At 42.3% G+C, this 17,273-nt stretch carries 10 protein-coding genes; 4 read left to right on the top strand and 6 right to left on the bottom strand.

Annotated features, from left to right (window positions below):
* Nucleotides 1-6 precede the first annotated feature (6 nt).
* On the bottom strand, nt 7-987 hold the full coding sequence (locus ACQY4U_RS02230; RefSeq protein ID WP_428327742.1) for a deoxyhypusine synthase family protein: 981 nt from the start codon (nt 985-987) through the stop codon (nt 7-9).
* Between the two features lie 137 nt (nt 988-1,124).
* Here ACQY4U_RS02230 and ACQY4U_RS02225 point away from each other — a divergent pair, with 137 nt between their 5' ends.
* Nucleotides 1,125-2,264: a polymerase gene (locus ACQY4U_RS02225; protein ID WP_428327741.1), complete on the top strand. Its 1,140-nt coding sequence runs from the start codon at nt 1,125-1,127 to the stop codon at nt 2,262-2,264.
* 14 nt (nt 2,265-2,278) lie between these two features.
* Here the strand turns inward: ACQY4U_RS02225 and ACQY4U_RS02220 are convergent, their stop codons facing one another.
* Nucleotides 2,279-3,064 (bottom strand): O-methyltransferase, encoded by a 786-nt coding sequence (locus ACQY4U_RS02220; RefSeq protein ID WP_428327740.1) that lies wholly within the window; start codon nt 3,062-3,064, stop codon nt 2,279-2,281.
* 45 nt (nt 3,065-3,109) lie between these two features.
* On the opposite strand from ACQY4U_RS02220, the gene ACQY4U_RS02215 reads away from it, so the two are divergent.
* Nucleotides 3,110-3,967: a transglutaminase-like domain-containing protein gene (locus tag ACQY4U_RS02215; protein ID WP_428327739.1), complete on the top strand. Its 858-nt coding sequence runs from the start codon at nt 3,110-3,112 to the stop codon at nt 3,965-3,967.
* A 10-nt stretch (nt 3,968-3,977) separates the two neighbouring features.
* On the opposite strand, the gene recQ is transcribed toward ACQY4U_RS02215, so the two are convergent.
* Nucleotides 3,978-6,143: a DNA helicase RecQ gene (gene recQ / locus ACQY4U_RS02210; protein ID WP_428327738.1), complete on the bottom strand. Its 2,166-nt coding sequence runs from the start codon at nt 6,141-6,143 to the stop codon at nt 3,978-3,980.
* A gap of 157 nt (nt 6,144-6,300) precedes the next feature.
* Here recQ and ACQY4U_RS02205 point away from each other — a divergent pair, with 157 nt between their 5' ends.
* On the top strand, nt 6,301-8,844 hold the full coding sequence (locus ACQY4U_RS02205; RefSeq protein WP_428327737.1) for a M14 family metallopeptidase: 2,544 nt from the start codon (nt 6,301-6,303) through the stop codon (nt 8,842-8,844).
* 96 nt (nt 8,845-8,940) lie between these two features.
* On the opposite strand, the gene ACQY4U_RS02200 is transcribed toward ACQY4U_RS02205, so the two are convergent.
* The 3 genes from ACQY4U_RS02200 to ACQY4U_RS02190 form a co-directional block, all read right to left on the bottom strand.
* Entirely contained in the window at nt 8,941-11,394 is a 2,454-nt protein-coding gene (locus ACQY4U_RS02200; RefSeq protein WP_428327736.1) for a TonB-dependent receptor domain-containing protein, read from the bottom strand.
* A 411-nt stretch (nt 11,395-11,805) separates the two neighbouring features.
* A complete protein-coding gene (locus tag ACQY4U_RS02195) occupies nt 11,806-13,461 on the bottom strand; it encodes a PspC domain-containing protein (protein ID WP_428327735.1) in 1,656 nt (551 codons plus the stop codon).
* A gap of 24 nt (nt 13,462-13,485) precedes the next feature.
* Nucleotides 13,486-13,818, bottom strand: a complete 333-nt coding sequence (locus tag ACQY4U_RS02190) for a PadR family transcriptional regulator (protein WP_428327734.1) — start codon at nt 13,816-13,818, stop codon at nt 13,486-13,488.
* Between the two features lie 217 nt (nt 13,819-14,035).
* Between ACQY4U_RS02190 and ACQY4U_RS02185 the strand changes: the two genes are divergently transcribed.
* On the top strand, nt 14,036-17,266 hold the full coding sequence (locus tag ACQY4U_RS02185; RefSeq protein ID WP_428327733.1) for a SusC/RagA family TonB-linked outer membrane protein: 3,231 nt from the start codon (nt 14,036-14,038) through the stop codon (nt 17,264-17,266).
* Nucleotides 17,267-17,273 lie beyond the last annotated feature (7 nt).

Genomic DNA, 17,273 nt, shown 5'->3' with positions numbered 1-17,273 from the left:
CTTAAATTATTCTCCTAAAATATAAGCAAAGATCAATGGCACTACAATGGTAGCATCAGACTCAACAATGAATTTAGGGGTGTGAATATCCAGCTTACCCCAGGTTATCTTCTCGTTCGGTACAGCACCAGAGTATGAACCATAAGAGGTGGTTGAATCAGAGATCTGGCAGAAATAGCTCCAGAAAGGGATCTCAGGCATTTCCATATCCTGGTAAAGCATTGGTACTACACAAATCGGGAAATCGCCGGCTATACCACCACCAATCTGGAAAAAGCCAATGCCTTTGCCGGCTGAGTTTTTGATATACCAGTCGGCAAGCCAGGCCATATATTCAATACCGCCTTTAACAGTGGTAGGTTTAATTTCGTTTTTTATAACGTATGATGCAAAGATGTTACCCATTGTGCTGTCTTCCCATCCGGGTACTACAATTGGCAAATTCTTTTCGGCAGCAGCCAGCATCCATGAGTTTTTAGGGTCTATTTCATAATACTGCTCCAGCTCGCCGCTTAACAATATCTTGTACATAAACTCATGCGGAAAAAAGCGCTCGCCGTTGGTATCGGCATCTTTCCATATTTTGTAAATATGTTTTTGCAGGCGGCGGAATGCTTCTTCTTCAGGGATACAGGTATCAGTAACGCGGTTGTAATGATTCTCTAACAGGTCCCATTCATCCTGCGGACTAAGGTCGCGGTAGTTAGGTACGCGCTTGTAGTGAGAGTGCGCAACCAGGTTCATAATATCTTCTTCCAGGTTAGCGCCGGTACATGATATAATGGCAATCTTATCCTGACGGATCATTTCGGCAAGCGAGATACCAAGTTCGGCCGTGCTCATCGCACCGGCTAAGGTAACCATCATTTTGCCGCCTTCTAAAAGGTGCGTTTCATAACCTTTTGCGGCGTCAACCAAGGCTGCTGCATTAAAGTGCAGGTAGTTTTTTTCAATAAACTGGCTTATAGGTCCTTTTGTAGTGCTCATTTTTGGATCAATAAATTTGGTGCAAAAGTAGGTATTTTAGTGAATTTTAGCTCCTTAATAGTGTAGTAAAGGTTTTTTAAATAACCACAGGCTTAATTTATAGCCAAAATGGCTTACCTTAGCCACATCTACTTTCAATGAAAAAACTTTTTACCTTATCTGTTCTGCTGCTTGGCTTTCAGTGTGTTTTTGCACAGTTAAGCTTTTTACCAAAGTTTGTACGGCAAATGTATTTTAAAAAAGATACTAACCGCAAACCAAGCTTTGTACTGTTACCGGCCCTAAGTTCGGCACCCGAAACCGGCCTTGAATTTGGCGGTGCTGCGCTGCTTTCCTTTTATTCTGACACGCTTGACCGCGGTACAAGGGTATCAAACATTTTTGGATACTCCACCATTACCACAAAGGGACAAACCAAGCTTAGCCTTAACGCCAGCTACTGGACACCCCAAAATAAGCTCCATTTATCCGGCAATATCAGCTTTTATAATTTTCCGTTTAACTTTTATGGTATAGGCAATAACACGCGCCTGGCTAATAAAGATTACGTGTATGAAAAGCGCTATAAAAGCAGCATATCGGCAGAAAAGCTTTTAACCAAAAACTTTTACGGCGGCGTTACCCTCGGTGCCTTTAAATATTATTACAAGTACGACAGGGATCCCTACGGTATTTTAAACACCGACCCTTCAATTGAAGATAAACGGGGTGGTGCTGCTGTTTTTGGCGGCCCGAGCTTTACTTATGATACCCGTAACAATAACACCTATACCACCAAGGGGGTTATTATTAATGCCTATTATAATTTAATGCACGGCGCATTTATAAATAATGGCTACGTAGGTGGATTTTTTAATATCGAATACTCGGAATTTTTCGCATTAAGTAAAAAGCTGGTTTTAGGGCTTGATATACAGGAGCAAAGCTTAACTGGCAGCAGATCGCCATTTTATTTATTGCCCGAAATGGGAAGCGACGAAATGATGCGCGGATATTATGGCGGCCGCTACCGCGATCGTAATTACATTGCCGGGCAAACCGAACTGCGTTACCGTGTTGATAACCGCTTTGGCTTAGCAGGCTTTGTTGGTACGGGCGAGGTGTTCCACTCCGCTTTTAGCCTGCCGCAATTAAAACCCAATTATGGTGGTGGTGTACGTTACTTTTTTGATGTTGAAAAAGGACTGGCCATTCGCCTTGATTATGGGGTTGGCGAAAAACCAACCGGCGAAAAACGCGAAAGCGGCATTTATATAGCCCTGGGGCAATCTTTTTAGTGAAAAAGAAAGTGTCAGATCTTTATTAAAAAATCCTCTTTTGCCTGCGCGGGTTTAAAAAATACAAGGCCAATCCAAAACAGATCAATAGTTACAGTAACCTGGGGGTGAGCTTTTATCTGTGCCCATGCCTCTTTCATGCCGGTGCTCCAGTAAATGTCATCAAAAATAAGCATTGTGTTTTCATGCACCTTAGGCAGGCACCATTCAAAATAATTAAGGGTGGCATCCTTTTGATGGTTACCATCAACAAAAACAAAATCAAGCTGTGCTAACTTTTTAATTACGCCGGGCAGGGTATCGTCAAAGTTGCCAATTACGGGTTCAATATTGCCTATGTTGCCTTTTTTAAAGGTTTCTTTAGCAACCCCGGCAGTTTCGGGGCAGCCTTCCATTGTATAAACGGCAGCCTCAGGAGCAGCTTTTTGCAGGTAAAGGGTGGTGATACCTAAGCAGGTGCCTAATTCAATAATGTTTTTCGGTTTTAAATCGGCCACTAAGCGATAAAGCAGTTGCGCCAGTTTAGGGGGTTTCAGGGCATTATTTGCAATATCGCTGATCTTCTTTTGGCGGTTATTGTTCACATGCGACCCAGCACCTAAATCGGTAATGGTTATAATCCGATTGTCAATAAATAACTGTTCGCGAATATTCTCAACATCTGTGTATACTTTTTTGGCATCAAAATCGTAAATTACCTCATCAACCAGCCGGTAAACAAATGGCGAGTGCACACCATGCCTGTTTTTTGATTTAAGCCGGTGGAGCAGGTAATCTGTGGCGAACCGTATATTTAACATGGCTGTAAAAATATACAAACGTTTAGTATTTTAGCAAAACTGAGCATGATAAATCCAACAGAAGTAAATTCGCTGATACGCTTACTGGATGATCCGGACGGGGAGGTCTTTGAACATGTGCATCAAAAACTACTGTCGTACGGCCCGGAGGCTATTGAATATTTAGAGCAGGCCTGGGAACAGGCATTTGACGCTGTACAACAGGAGCGCATTGCCAACTTAGTACACGAAATCCAGTTTGATATTGTAAAAAAAGACCTGCAGCTATGGCACCAGTCCGGCGCGTTTGATCTGTTGCAAGGCATCCTTATCATTAACCGGTATCAATATCCTGACCTTGATGAGCAAAAGGTAATTAACCAGATTGAAGGCATTAAGCGCGATATATGGATCCAAATGATGAACGAATCGAGCCCGGCAGAGCAGGTAAAGCTTATAAACCATGTGTTTTATAACATATATGGCTTTAGCGGTAATACCGCTAATCACCTCGATCCGCAAAATAGTTACCTGAGCCAGGTCCTTGAAACCAAGAAGGGTAATCAGATCTCGCTGGCTATTATTTATTCCATTATTGCGCAAAAGCTGGATATTCCGGTTTATGGGGTTAACCTGCCGCAGCATTTTATTTTGGCCTATCTTGACGAAAGCCTGCAAAGCGAATTTGAAAGCGGCATCCTTTTCTACATCAATGCCTTTAACAAAGGCTTTATTTTTGGCCGCCGCGATGTGGATATGTTTTTAAAACAGCTTAACCTTAAATACGATAAGCAGTTTTATGAGCCCTGCTCCAATACCGATATTATAAAAAGGGTGCTCCGTAACCTGATCAGCGCGTATGAACATTTAGGGTCGGCAGAGAAGGTTGCAGAACTGAATGAGTTGATACAAATATTAGAATAACTTCTTTTCGCTATCCAATCACGCCTTCTTTTTTCATCCATGCTATAACAGCTTTAATTTCGCCATAGCTATACGCATCGCCTAATATTTCTTTTAGGGGTGATAACTTGTCGGCGCCATAGCTTTCAATCGCGTTTTTGATAGGACCTTTCTTTTCTTCATCCACCATCTCACTTAAATTCATCTCGCCGGTATAAATATAGGAGCTCAGATGTCCTTCGATAGTTGAGGTAGAGAGCCCGCGCACCTTGGCAATTTCGTTAATGCTTCTGCCCGACCGGTATAAAGTAAAGCTCTCTTGCGAGGTATTGGATGCCCTTGCCGTTTTAGGCGCTCTTTCTGTTTTTGTTTTGCGCTCCCTTTTGGCCGATTTTAGTTTTATTTGTGACGACAGGCCATTTTTGTCGCAGTAGCTTTTAACGGGTAGCAAAAACTCACGGCCATAACGGGCCAGTTTAATATCGCCAAAGCCCGAAATTAAACGCAGTTCGTCGAGGCTTTGGGGCAGGTAGGTAGCAATCTCCTGCAAAGTAGCATCCGACAGGATCACATAAGGCGGCACATTTTCGTGCATAGCAATATCCCGGCGGATGGCTTTTAACTCGTTAAGCAAAGTGGTTTCAAACGGTAGGGCCTCGGCTGGTTTTTGTTCTTCGGTGGTTTCTGAGGCGATCAGTTCTACCTTTTCATACCCTTTTAAAACGGCTTCGCTTTTGTAAGTGAGTTTTAAAACCGGGTAGGCATCATCAGTAAGCTGTAAATAACCCATGGCGGTTAACTCGCGGATATATCGCATCCAGTCGGCCTTACTAATATCGGCACCAATGCCATAGGTTTTAAGTTCTTTGTGCTCGGCCCTTATCTTTTCGTTTTTTGAGCCGCGCAGCAGGTCCACCACGTAGGTGGTGCCGAAACGTTCTTTTAAACGGGTTACTGCCGATAATGCTTTTTGGGCGATGAGGGTACCATCAAACTTCTCATATTCGGTTAAGCAAAAATCGCAGGAGCCACAGTTGCCGGGGGCATCCTCATCAAAATACTTAAGCAAAAACTGCCTGCGGCAAGCATGGAGCTGGCAATATTTTACCATGTCATCCAGTTTGTTGAGCATTATACGGCTTTGCTCGGGATTGTCATCAATCATGGCAAACTGCTTTAGCTTAATGGCATCCCCCGGCGAATACAGCAGCATGGCATCAGATGGCAGGCCATCCCGACCGGCGCGGCCCGTTTCCTGGTAATAGCCTTCAATGTTTTTGGGCATATCGGCATGTACCACGTAACGCACGTTTGATTTATTGATGCCCATCCCAAAGGCAATGGTAGCTATCATTATCTTTACTTCGTCCCTTAAAAAAGCTTCCTGCCGCCGGGCCTTAAGCTCATTATCTAAACCGGCATGATAGGCTTCGGCCGAAAAACCTTCGGCCTGCAACTCTGCAGCCAATGATTCGGTCGACTTACGCGAAAGGCAATAAATAATACCTGAATCATCCTTACGCTCATCTAAAAAAGCCAGCAGCTGGTTAATGCTTTTCCTTTTAGGGATAACGCGGTAAGTAATATTGGCCCGGTTAAAGGAAGATATAAATACGGCAGTTTCTTTAAGGTTCAGCTTATCTTCAATATCCTTTTTGGTCAGCTTATCGGCAGTGGCAGTAAGCGCAATTACGGGCACGTTTGGAAAATGATCTTTCAGCCCGGCCAGCATCAGGTATTCGGGCCTGAAATCGTGCCCCCAATGTGAAATACAGTGCGCCTCATCAATAGCTATTAATGATACTGTAAGCGATTTTAAAAAGCCGATCAGCTTACCATCGTTACCAAACAAGCGTTCGGGCGCAAGGTATAGCAGTTTGATCTGCTTGTTTTGAAGCTGGGCGGTTAAGCGTACCTGCTCATCGGGTGTTTGGCTCGAGTTTAAAAAGGCGGCGGGTATGCCGTTAACATTCAGGCTATCAACCTGGTCTTTCATCAGGGCAATTAATGGCGAAATTACTATGGTGAGCCCATCCAATAAAACCGCGGGCAACTGATAGCAAAGCGATTTACCGCCGCCGGTTGGCATTAATGCCAGTACATCTTTTTTATTTAAAACCCGCTGAATAATGGCTTCCTGCTGGTGCCTGAACTCGCTGTATCCGAAATATTTTTGCAGTGCCTGTAGGGGTGTCATCTATTCTTTTTTGTGTGCAAGGTGAAGATAGGCAAAGGTGAGGAAAATTTATTTGTGCGAAACCAGATGTGTAAATTACATTTTGATGTGCCTGGCTTCCTTAATATAAACAGATGAGAATATTTTTATAAATTAGCCAGTACGTATGCTCCGTATCATGATAAAAAAACTATTGCTGTCGGCAATCCTTGTCGCTTTCTTTTTTAATGTTTTTTCACAAGCCATCCAATCGCCCGAAAAATTTTTAGGTTATAAATTGGGCGATCAGTTTACCCCGCATTATAAAGTTGTTGAATACTTTAAATACATAGCCCAGGTATCAAAAAATGTAAAGCTGCTGCAATACGGCAGCACTAACGAGGGCCGCCCGCTATTGGCTATGTTCATTGCATCTGATGAGAATATTGGCAAGCTGGAAGATATCCGCCAAAATAACCTGCGCCTTGCAGGTTTGGAAACCGTTACCGCAGCCAGTGGCAATACCGTTAAAACTACCACTTTGGCAGGTACAACCAACTCGCCGGTTATTTGCTGGCTGAGCTATAATGTGCATGGTAATGAGCCATCATCATCAGAAGCCTCGATGGCTACGCTTTATGATCTGGTAGACCCATCAAATACACGTGTTGCTGCTTATTTAAAAAACACGGTGGTGGTTATTGACCCCTGCCTTAATCCCGACGGCCGCGAGCGCTACCTGAATTTTTATAATTCGGTAAAAGGAGCAACGCCGGATGCAAACCCTGCATCGCGCGAGCATGCCGAGCCCTGGCCAGGTGGCCGTGTAAACCACTATTACTTTGACTTAAACCGCGACTGGGCCTGGCAAACACAAAAGGAAACACAGGCCAGGCTTGCGCTTTTTAGCCAGTGGCTGCCTGAGGTACATGTAGATTACCACGAACAGGGCTACAATGCACCTTATTATTTTGCCCCGGCTGCAGAGCCGATGCATAAAGTGATTACGCCGTGGCAGCGCGAGTTCCAGACCACCATCGGGAAAAACAATGCTAAATACTTTGACCAGAATGGCTGGCTGTATTTTACCAAGCAGGAGTTTGATTTGCTGTACCCATCATACGGGGATACTTATCCGTTGTACAACGGATCTATCGGGATGACGTATGAGCAGGGAGGTATCAGCGCCGGGCTGGCAGTTTTAACCCGTACCGGGGATACGCTGAAATTAGCAGACCGTATTGCCCACCACCACTCAACCAGCTTAAGTACTTTAGAAACCGTTTCGGCCAACGCACAAAAGCTTTTGGAGCAGTTTAAAAAGTTTTATGACAACAGCCGCAGCAATCCGCCCGGCGAATACAAAACCTATGTTATTAAAAATGATAATATAGATAAGGTAAACGCGCTAACCAAAACGCTTGACAGGAATGGGATTCAATATGGTTTCGGTTTAAATGCTACTGTTAGCGGCTATAATTATATAACGGGCAAAACAGAGCAATTTACTGCCGGGGCAAATGACCTGGTAATAAATGCCTATCAGCCAAAATCGGTATTGTTAAATGTGTTGTTAGAGCCCAAAACCTTTATGACCGACTCTAACACTTATGATATTACGGCATGGTCGCTGGCTTATGCCTACGGCTTAAAAGCTTACGGCGTTAAGGAATCGTTTAAACCTGCTTCGCCAACCATCGCGTTGGCGGCTAAGCAGCAGGTTTTGGTTAATACGCATGCTTACGCCTATGTATCAACCTGGCAGTCGGTTAATGATGTGAAGTTTTTAGCCGCTTTATTAAAGGCGGGCATTAAAGTACGGTATTCAGAAAAACCATTTGATGCAGCAGGCAAAAAGTTTGCAGCAGGCACCTTGCTTATTACCCGTGCGGGCAATGATCGTGCAGACTTTGATCAGCGGGTAGCGCAAATAGCTACCTCCCTGAATCAGGACCTTACCCCCCTAATGTCGGGCTTTGTTGATAAAGGGTATGATCTTGGGTCGGATGTGATCAGGTATATCCACCAGCCGCACGTGTTATTAGTTGCCGGTGACGCAGTATCATCAGAAGGAATGGGCGAGATCTGGCACTTTTTTGAGCAGCAGATAGGTTACCCGGTATCGCTGGTGCGTTACCAGGATCTGAACCGGGCAAAGCTTGGTGATTTTGATGTGGTTATTTTTCCGGATGGGTATTATGATGATTTTCCGTCGGATAAATTACAGAGCTGGGTGCGTGATGGCGGTAAGCTGATCGCTCTTCAAAATGCGGTTGCAGAATTGGTTGATAAAAAGGGTTTCCTGATAAAAAGAAAAGAAGATAAAAAGGATGATAAGGCAGATGCCAAAACTAAGCCGCAACCAGTAAAATTATATGACGACCGCGACCGCGATGCCCTGCGCTCAAGTGTACCCGGTGCCATTTACAAACTGAATTTAGATAATACCCACCCCTTAGGTTTTGGCCTGCCGCCGTATTATTACTCTATTAAATTAAGCGATGATGTTTACGACTTTTTAGGCGATGACGGCTGGAACGTAGGCACCATAAAAGGGAATGGTTATGTAGCCGGCTTTGTGGGCCAAAAAAGTAAGGATAAAATTAAGGACGGCTTACTGCTTGGTGTACAATCAATGGGCCGCGGTACCGTAGTTTACATGGTTGATGATCCTATCTTCCGTAGCTTTTGGGAAAATGGCAAGCTGCTGTTTAGTAACGCGGTATTTATGGTGGGGCAGTAGGAGCCTCACCCCAACCCCTCTCCGGGGGAGAGGGGCTTTGGATTTGCATTTTTTTCAAGTCCTCTCCAAAGGAGAGGATTTAGGTGAGGCTTAGGATTAATTCCCGCCCTTTACCCTTTCTTTTTCTGCATCGGCACCGGTTTGGTGGTTGCGGGCCTTTATTTTGTTGCTGCCAAAGTTGTAGGTGAAAGTTAACCTGGTTATACGCGATTCGCGTTTTTGGCGAATATCTAAATCGGTGCTTTGGTAATTGCTGGTCACATCGTTTCTAAGGGTATTAAATATATCGCTCATGGATAGTTTAATATTTGCCTTTTTGTTATCAAACGAATGGCTGATACCGGCATCCGCAGAATATCTCGACTTTACATTGTACAAGCCATAAGTTAAACCCGACTGGTAGTTGGCGGTAAACTCTGCTTTATAGCCGCTTACCGGTGTAAATGTTTGCGTTGCGCGAATGTTGTAAGCTGTTTGTCCGCGGTCAAGGTTACCACCCTCTAAACCATTTGATTTAAAGCCGAGGTAAAATGCAGTAGCATTAACATTACCAGTCCACCATTTGGTAATGGTATATGGCGAATAGATATTAACGTTATAAGCATTTTGTACCTGTAAGTTATCCTGGGTAATAAATGAAACCTTGGTTGCCGGGTCGGTTCCCGGTACTTCGGTAATTACATCGGTAGTACGGCTGTAGCCTAAAGTAAGAGTAAGCTCTTTATTATAAGTGTAATTAAGTTCAAAGTTATCGGTGTATTGTGGTTTTAGATAAGGGTTTCCCTTTTGGTAAGTATATGGGTCTAAATGAAAAACAAAAGGGTTCAGGTTATCATATTGCGGGCGGTCAATACGGCGGCTGTATGATAAACCAATTTCGTTTTTGCTGTTCAATGTCTGGTTAATAAATACGCTTGGGAAAAAGTTAAGGTAATGCCTGTCAATAACAGATACTACGTTAGCCGAATCGCCCGATGCTTTTGAGCTGGTATACTCGGCCCTTAAACCTAACTGTACCGAGGTATGTTTAAAATCCTTGCTCAGGTTAAGGTAAGCAGCATCAATTTTTTCATCATAAATAAAGTGATTGGTGCTTACATAATCGGCGCTTTGATCTGTTTTTTCCATTAGGTCATTATCCGTTTTTACATCACTGAATTTTAAGCCCGATTCCAGCTTTACCGATTTGGTAATGGGTTTGGTATAATCAACTTTTGCGGTGCGGATATCAATAGTTGATGGGGTGTTGTTCCCTAAAAAAGCCTGTGGATGCTGTGGGCTGCCATCGGCCAGGTAATAATCAGTAATGTATGTTGCCAAGGATGTGTTTTTAAATTTAGAGTAGTCCAAATCGGTGCTTATCTGCTGGCCTGCGGTATCTAATTTCCAGGTATCGTTCAGGTTTACGGCAATGTTATGATACGTTTGCGGAATGTCTGAAACGGTATGCAGGGTTGAATCGGCTTTGGCAAAGTTTGATCCTATGTAGGTCCAGTTATTGTTCGCATCGTTTTCCTTATTAAAATAGCCATTCATTACAAATCCGATGGTGTTCTTTGATGACAGATCGTAATCGGCACCTAAACGGTAGCTGTTATTATGGTTTGATTGCAGCAGGTTGGTAAACTGGTTAAAATAAGTAGTGCCGCCGGTATTGTCGGTAATAATTCTTTTGATCTGTATATCCTGGTTGCGTTTGCTATCATTATGACTAAAAGAGCCAAACACATTTAAGTTACCGTCTTTATGGTTCAGTGAAATGGTTTCATTGTCTTTTCCGCCGCTGCCTAAGCCTGCACCTAAGGTAACGCTGCCGTTTGTGCCGCTTTGTTTGTTCTTTTTTAGCTTGATATTGATAATGCCCGAGTTACCTGATGCATCATATTTGGCCGATGGATTTGATATGATCTCGATAGACTGGATAGTTGTACCATCGGTTGAGCGTAACAAGGTGGCCAGCTGCGATGAGGTAAGGTAAGTAAGCTTATCATTGATCATTACGGTTACGCCTTGTTTCCCTTTCAGGCTGATATTGTCATCTTTATCAATAGATACACCGGGCGCGCGCTCCAAAATTTCCAAAGCAGAATTTCCGGCGGCAAGCACGCTGTTTTCAACGTTCATTACGGTACGGTCTATTTTGCGTTCAATCAGCGGTTTGGTTGCTGTAATGGTTACTGTATTTAAAGCATGGCTTGCCTGCTGCATTTTTAATACAGGGATGGTTATATCTGTTGATCCATCGGTTACGGTAAAAGGCTTGCTTATTGTTTTTTCGTAACCAACTACGGTTGCCTTAACTATATAGGTACCTGCTGGCAGGCGGTCAAATGTATACTGGCCGCTTTCGTTACTTAAGGTTCCCTTAATCACGGTCGAATCTTTTGCGTTCAGCAAGCTAACGGTGGCATAATCCATCGGTTTTCCTTTATCATCAGTTAATGAGCCCGAAACTTTAACCGGAGGTTTAGTGGTATGAGCATAGCTAATTGATACGCCGCTTATAAATAATATAGATAGGGTGAGTATTTTTATGATGAGAGATTTCATTGTGTTATTAGTTTTTGGGCAATAGCAAGCCCGTTAAAAGAATGTTGTTCTTTTTTTAAATAGTTGAATAAGATGTTGGTGTTTCCCGTTTATTTTACCGGGCGAGGTTTAGTATTTGTTTTATATAAGTATTCTGTTTTTTGATTTTAGTTAATGTTCATCCTGTTTTTGGGCAATAAAAATCCCCTTAGGGTATTAGCCCTTTTTTAAAATTCAGCAACCTTAATTTCGGGTTGCTGTTAGCACTGTAAATTTGTTTTGTTATCTATAAGATGCAATAAGGAGGCCTAAGGTTACAAACAATTTCAACTTTTTGATACAAATAGCCTGTTTTAAGTATAAATAAATCGGTTTTGCATAAAAAAGAGTTTGCAGCAGGCTGTTTAAAAGCCCGCTGCAAACGGTAGATTATTATCGTGCGCTTTGCGTACTATAGCTTTGTACAATAGCTTTTGAAGTATCTTTTTTGGCTATAGCGGCCGAATCAATTTTACATTGTAAGCCGTTGTTGGTCATTACAAATGCGGCCATGGTTGCGTTTTCGTGCATGTTGGCTACTTTGCAATCATATATATTAATATCATGCAGGTAACGGTCAAGGCGCTGGTCAATAATAACAGTTGCATTTAGCGGTACTTTTAAGGTAAGTGTCACCTCTTCGGCATGCCATGATATTCCGGGTCTTCTGCGCAGGGTATAATCAAACCTTAAAATAGTATCCAACTGTGCAAACACATAGCGTGTACTGCGGGCATTGTATAAAGCATCGTCATAGTTGCCTCCATTGGCCCTGAACGATTCTTCCAATATGGGGTGATCCACATCGCTTTTTTCAATATTAATGGTAACGCTGTTGGGTTCGTTATGAAAATCGTTGTTATCATTATCCGTTACTATCATGTTACGGAAATGGTCCTTAATATCAAGCCTTACGCTGTCCTCGTGCGAAAAATATTTAATATCGTTCAGTTTTAAATAATAAGTATTATTTGCAGTTGGTTTAATATTAATGGTTTCGGTAAAACTTGCTGATTCCCTGAACTCGGCACTGATGCGTGTGGCATAAAAAACCAGCATCCCCAAAGCGCAGATCCAAAGGGCTAAAAGAACCGTGCCTGTTGATTTGCCAACGCTGGCGGTATTAAATATCCCCTTGATAATTAACAGTATAATGGTAAGCAGCGGAATAAAGGCAACAAAAAATGCTGAGATATAAACCTTATTTGCAAAATGGTTTTGAATAACATTAAAAGGGAACAGGCTAACAGGTTGTTTGCCTAATGCAACAAAGGCAATTAATGCTACCACAAGCGCAATAACACCACCAAAGCAGGCCAGCAATAATAAAACACCTAATAGTTTAATAAGCACTTTACCGGTACCGCCTAAAAATACGCCCAGGTGATGAAAAAAATCGCCTGCAAAATCACGGGCCTTGTAAACAAAGGGTCTTGCTTCGTGCCCAAAGTTGGTAAGGTTTTGGCGTACCGAGCTTAGCTCATCCTCAAAGTTCTTTTTAAAGCCCTGCAGGTTTTGTTTTTCGCCTTTCATGGCCATCCTGTCGGCACGGGTAACAGCTTTTGGTAGTATAATCCATAAGATAACGTACAGTAAAAAGCCCGAACCGGCTACCGGGGTAAATAAGGCAAAGGCAAGGCGGATCCATACCGGGTCAATATCAAAGTAATTGGCTATACCTGCACAAACCCCGCCCACCAAATGATCATCCGGATCGCGGAACAGCCGGCGTCCTTCGGTATTATAGGTAAACGGACTTGCATTAGCGGCAGCATCGTTCTCGGCATGCTCAAAATCAGCTACCGAACCCATTTGTTCAACAACTATGTTAACATCCTGCTCCACAATAACCTGTTTGTTTTCGCGCGCTAATATCTCAGCAAACATTTCGGCAATGCGGTTTTCAATATCAGTGGTGATCTCCAGGCTATCTGCCGAGGTTGAGAAATGACGTTTTACATCCGTCATATAACTCTTTAGTATTTCGTAGGCATCTTCCTCAATATGGAAAACAATGCCGTTTATATTTATGATGATAGTTTTGTTCATGATTGATAATAATTTCAGGTTTTTTTATTTTCTGTCGCCAATAGCCGTTTGTACTGCAAATGATAGTTCTTCCCAGGTTTTATCCAGTTGTTCCAGCACATTGCGGCCTTCGTCCGATAGGATATAGTATTTTCGGGGTGGGCCCGAGGTTGATTCAACCCAGTTATAAGTTAGCAGGCCATTGTTTTTTAAACGGGTTAGCAAAGGATATAAAGTACCCTCAACTACAAGCAATTGGGCTTTTTTCAGCTCTGCAATAATGTCAGATGCGTATGTTTCGCCCTTTGCTATAATGGAAAGAATGCAATACTCCAGTATTCCTTTCCGCATTTGGGTTTGTGTATTTTCAACAATCATACCACAAAGATATATGTTTTAAATTGTATTATGCAATACATAGTACTAAAAAAACAAAAAGCCGAAACAAATCGTGTAAAATTGTTATTACCGTTATAGCTAAATAGCACGAAATTTTCTGCTGAGGCAATAATTCGCTGAATTTTCGTTGATGATAAACAGCCGGAACCTTAATATTGTAAATTAATTAACCATTAACTAATCTTTTGAAAAACACATGAAAAAACTTTTACTCGTAAGTTTGTGTTTCCTGGCGCTTTGCATCTCACAGGCGTTTGCACAAACCACAGTTACCGGTAAGGTAATTGGTAAGGATGATGGACTACCCCTACCCGGAGTCACAGTAAAAATTAAAGGTACTACTACCGGTACCTTAACAGATGTATCTGGTAAATACACCATTAGCGTGCCTGCGGGCTCGTCATTAAACTTCAGCTTTATTGGCTACGCATCGCAAGATGTTCCTGTTGGTAAAGGTGGCGTTATTAATATTTCACTTAACCCCGAAAGCAAACAGCTTGGTGAGGTTGTAGTAACCGGTGCGTTAGGTATAACCCGTACCCGTAACCAGCAGAGCTATGCAGCACAGCAGGTTAGCGGCGATGAGGTTAGCAAACAACGTTCAGCAAACTTTATTGATGGATTATCAGGTAAAGTATCAGGTTTGGAGATCCGCCAGAACAATACCCTGGGCGGTTCAACAAACGTAGTGCTTCGTGGTTCAAAATCTATCTACGGTAACAATCAGGCCTTGTTTGTAATTGATGGCGTTCCTATCGGTAACGAAAACACAAACGGCAGCAGTCAGCAGGCTGGTGGTGGTGGTTATGATTATGGTAGCCCTGCTTCGGATATCAACCCGGATGATATTGAAAGCGTAACCGTTTTGAAAGGTGCAGGTGCAACAGCCCTGTATGGCTCGCGCGGTAGCAATGGTGTAATTTTAATTACTACCAAAAAAGCTAAAAAAGGTTTAGGTATAGTTATTAATTCAACCGTAAGCGTAGGTTCAATTGATAAATCAACTTTCCCTCAGTATCAGAAACAATATGGTGCAGGTTATGCACAGTATTTTAATACTGCTGATGTTTTTGGAAACCCAAATGCGCAAATTGCCCCAACATCTGATGATGCTTCAAACGGAACAAAATTTGATCCGAACCTGAAAATTTATCAATGGGATGCTTTTGACCCTACTTCGCCAAACTATGGTAAGGCTACGCCCTGGGTTGCCGCTAAAAATGATCCGACAACATTTTTTGTTAAACCGGTATCAACTAACCAAAGTATAATGATCACCAATGGTGGCGAAAATGGTACTTTTAAATTAGGCTACACCAAAAGCATTGAAAACGGTGTTATCCCTAACAATAAGTTAGATAAAAACTTAGTTGATTTTGCAGCTACCTACAACATCACCCCTAAATTAACTGTAGGCGCAAGCATTAACTACTATAATACCAATGGAACAGGCCGTGGTGGTACTGGCTACGATGGCAGCAACTCTGATAACCGTAACGTAATGAGCAACTTTAGGCAATGGTGGGAAACCAACGTTGACGTACAGGAGTTAAAAGCGGCTTACGAAAGAACAAAATCAAATATTACCTGGAACATGGCCGATCCGGGCAATGGCAATACTTCGCCTGCGTACTGGAACAACCCGTACTGGGTAACTGACCATAACTACGAAACAGATTCACGTAACAGGTATTTGGGTAACATCAACCTGAACTATAAAGTAACCAGCTGGTTAAATGTTAGCGGTAAGGTATCATTAGATACTTACTCTGAGTTAGATCAGGAGCGTTATGATGTGGGTAGTATTGGTGTACCTTATTATTCAAGGTATGATCACAATTATTCTGAAACCAACTTTGACCTTTTGGCTAACGTAAATAAAGATCTATCAAAAGATTTTAACTTAAAAGCTTTATTAGGTACAAACATCCGCAAGAATAATGACAACAGCATTTTGGCAAGTACAAATGGTGGTTTAATTATCCCGGGTTTATATTCATTATCAAACACCCTAAGCTCTCCGTTATCACCTAGTGAGTATGATGGAAGATCAGAAGTTGACGGTATTTTTGCAGGTGCAACATTAACCTGGAGAAACATGCTGACTGTTGACGGTACTATCAGAAGAGATAAATCTTCAACACTGCCTTCAGTTAACAATACTTATTATTACCCTTCAGTATCAGGTGGCTTCATCTTCTCTGAATTGCTTAAAAATGATTTGCCTTGGTTATCATACGGTAAGTTACGAGCAAGTTATGCTCAGGTAGGTAGCGATGCGCAAAGATATAGCGTAAATGATACTTATACTATTGTGCCGCCATTTGGTGCAAACCCACAAGCAGTAACACCAACTACTAAAAATAACTCGGCCTTAAAACCAGAGCAAACAAAAAGTAAGGAAATCGGTGTGGAAATGTCTTTCCTTAAAAACCGTGTAGGTTTTGATGCAAGTTATTATGTTACCAATACTTTTGATGAAATATTACCTGTTAATATATCAGGCGCAACCGGTTATACCAATGAGTATTTAAATGCTGGTAACGTTCAAAACAAAGGGTTTGAATTTTCATTAAACGGTACCCCGGTATTAACTAATAGCTTTAGCTGGAAAATTAATGTAAACTTTACCCACAACAGGAATAAGGTTACTGCATTATATAAGGATGCTACAGGACAGGAAGCAAGCAACCTTGAGTTAGCTGGTTTCCAGAATGGCGAATCACTTAACGCACCGCTTGGCCAGTCATTAGGTACAATCAGGGGAACTGACTATATCTACAAAAACGGACAAAAAGTTGTTGGCGCCGATGGCCAGTATGAAATTACTCCTACATCAAACAATAACATAGGTAATACTAACCCAGACTGGACAGGTGGTATTAATAACAGCTTTACTTATAAAAACTTTAGCTTAAGCTTCTTGATCGATATTCGTAAAGGTGGATCAGTATTCTCGAATGACTTAGCTTACGGTTTGGCTGATGGTATTTACCCATTAACTGCCTACACTAATGATTTAGGTAAACCGGTACGTAATACACTTGCTGATGGTGGTGGTTTTATCCGCCCGGGTGTTTACGAAAACGGCCAGCCTAATACTACAAGGGTAACCGCTTATAATTATGGTGACTTTGGTGACGGAGCAGGTTTATTACCGCTTAAAGCGTTTGTATACGATGCAAGTTATGTAAAACTGCGCGAGGCGTTAATTGGCTATACCTTACCATCAAGCGCTATAAATAAGCTTGGCCCGGTTAAGGAAGTTACTTTCCAGCTTATTGGCCGTAACTTATGGATCATCCATAAAAACCTTCCGTATGCCGATCCTGAAGAAGGATTATCAGCAGGTAACCTGCAAGGTATACAAGAAGGTGCTTACCCAACAGTACGTACTATTTCATTCAATTTAAAACTACGTTTCTAATCTATAT

Origin of the sequence: Mucilaginibacter sp. (assembly GCF_965277465.1) — a bacterium.
Taxonomy (GTDB): domain Bacteria; phylum Bacteroidota; class Bacteroidia; order Sphingobacteriales; family Sphingobacteriaceae; genus Mucilaginibacter.
This window is presented reverse-complemented; position numbering and strand designations above follow the sequence as displayed.

Bases quoted from the DNA above. Each gene is read 5' to 3' on its own strand.
- ACQY4U_RS02230 (WP_428327742.1), bottom strand. From the start codon at position 987: ATGAGCACTACAAAAGGACCTATAAGCCAGTTTATTGAAAAAAACTAC.
- ACQY4U_RS02225 (WP_428327741.1), top strand. From the start codon at position 1,125: ATGAAAAAACTTTTTACCTTATCTGTTCTGCTGCTTGGCTTTCAGTGT.
- ACQY4U_RS02220 (WP_428327740.1), bottom strand. From the start codon at position 3,064: ATGTTAAATATACGGTTCGCCACAGATTACCTGCTCCACCGGCTTAAA.
- ACQY4U_RS02215 (WP_428327739.1), top strand. From the start codon at position 3,110: ATGATAAATCCAACAGAAGTAAATTCGCTGATACGCTTACTGGATGAT.
- recQ (WP_428327738.1), bottom strand. From the start codon at position 6,143: ATGACACCCCTACAGGCACTGCAAAAATATTTCGGATACAGCGAGTTC.
- ACQY4U_RS02205 (WP_428327737.1), top strand. From the start codon at position 6,301: ATGATAAAAAAACTATTGCTGTCGGCAATCCTTGTCGCTTTCTTTTTT.
- ACQY4U_RS02200 (WP_428327736.1), bottom strand. From the start codon at position 11,394: ATGAAATCTCTCATCATAAAAATACTCACCCTATCTATATTATTTATA.
- ACQY4U_RS02195 (WP_428327735.1), bottom strand. From the start codon at position 13,461: ATGAACAAAACTATCATCATAAATATAAACGGCATTGTTTTCCATATT.
- ACQY4U_RS02190 (WP_428327734.1), bottom strand. From the start codon at position 13,818: ATGATTGTTGAAAATACACAAACCCAAATGCGGAAAGGAATACTGGAG.
- ACQY4U_RS02185 (WP_428327733.1), top strand. From the start codon at position 14,036: ATGAAAAAACTTTTACTCGTAAGTTTGTGTTTCCTGGCGCTTTGCATC.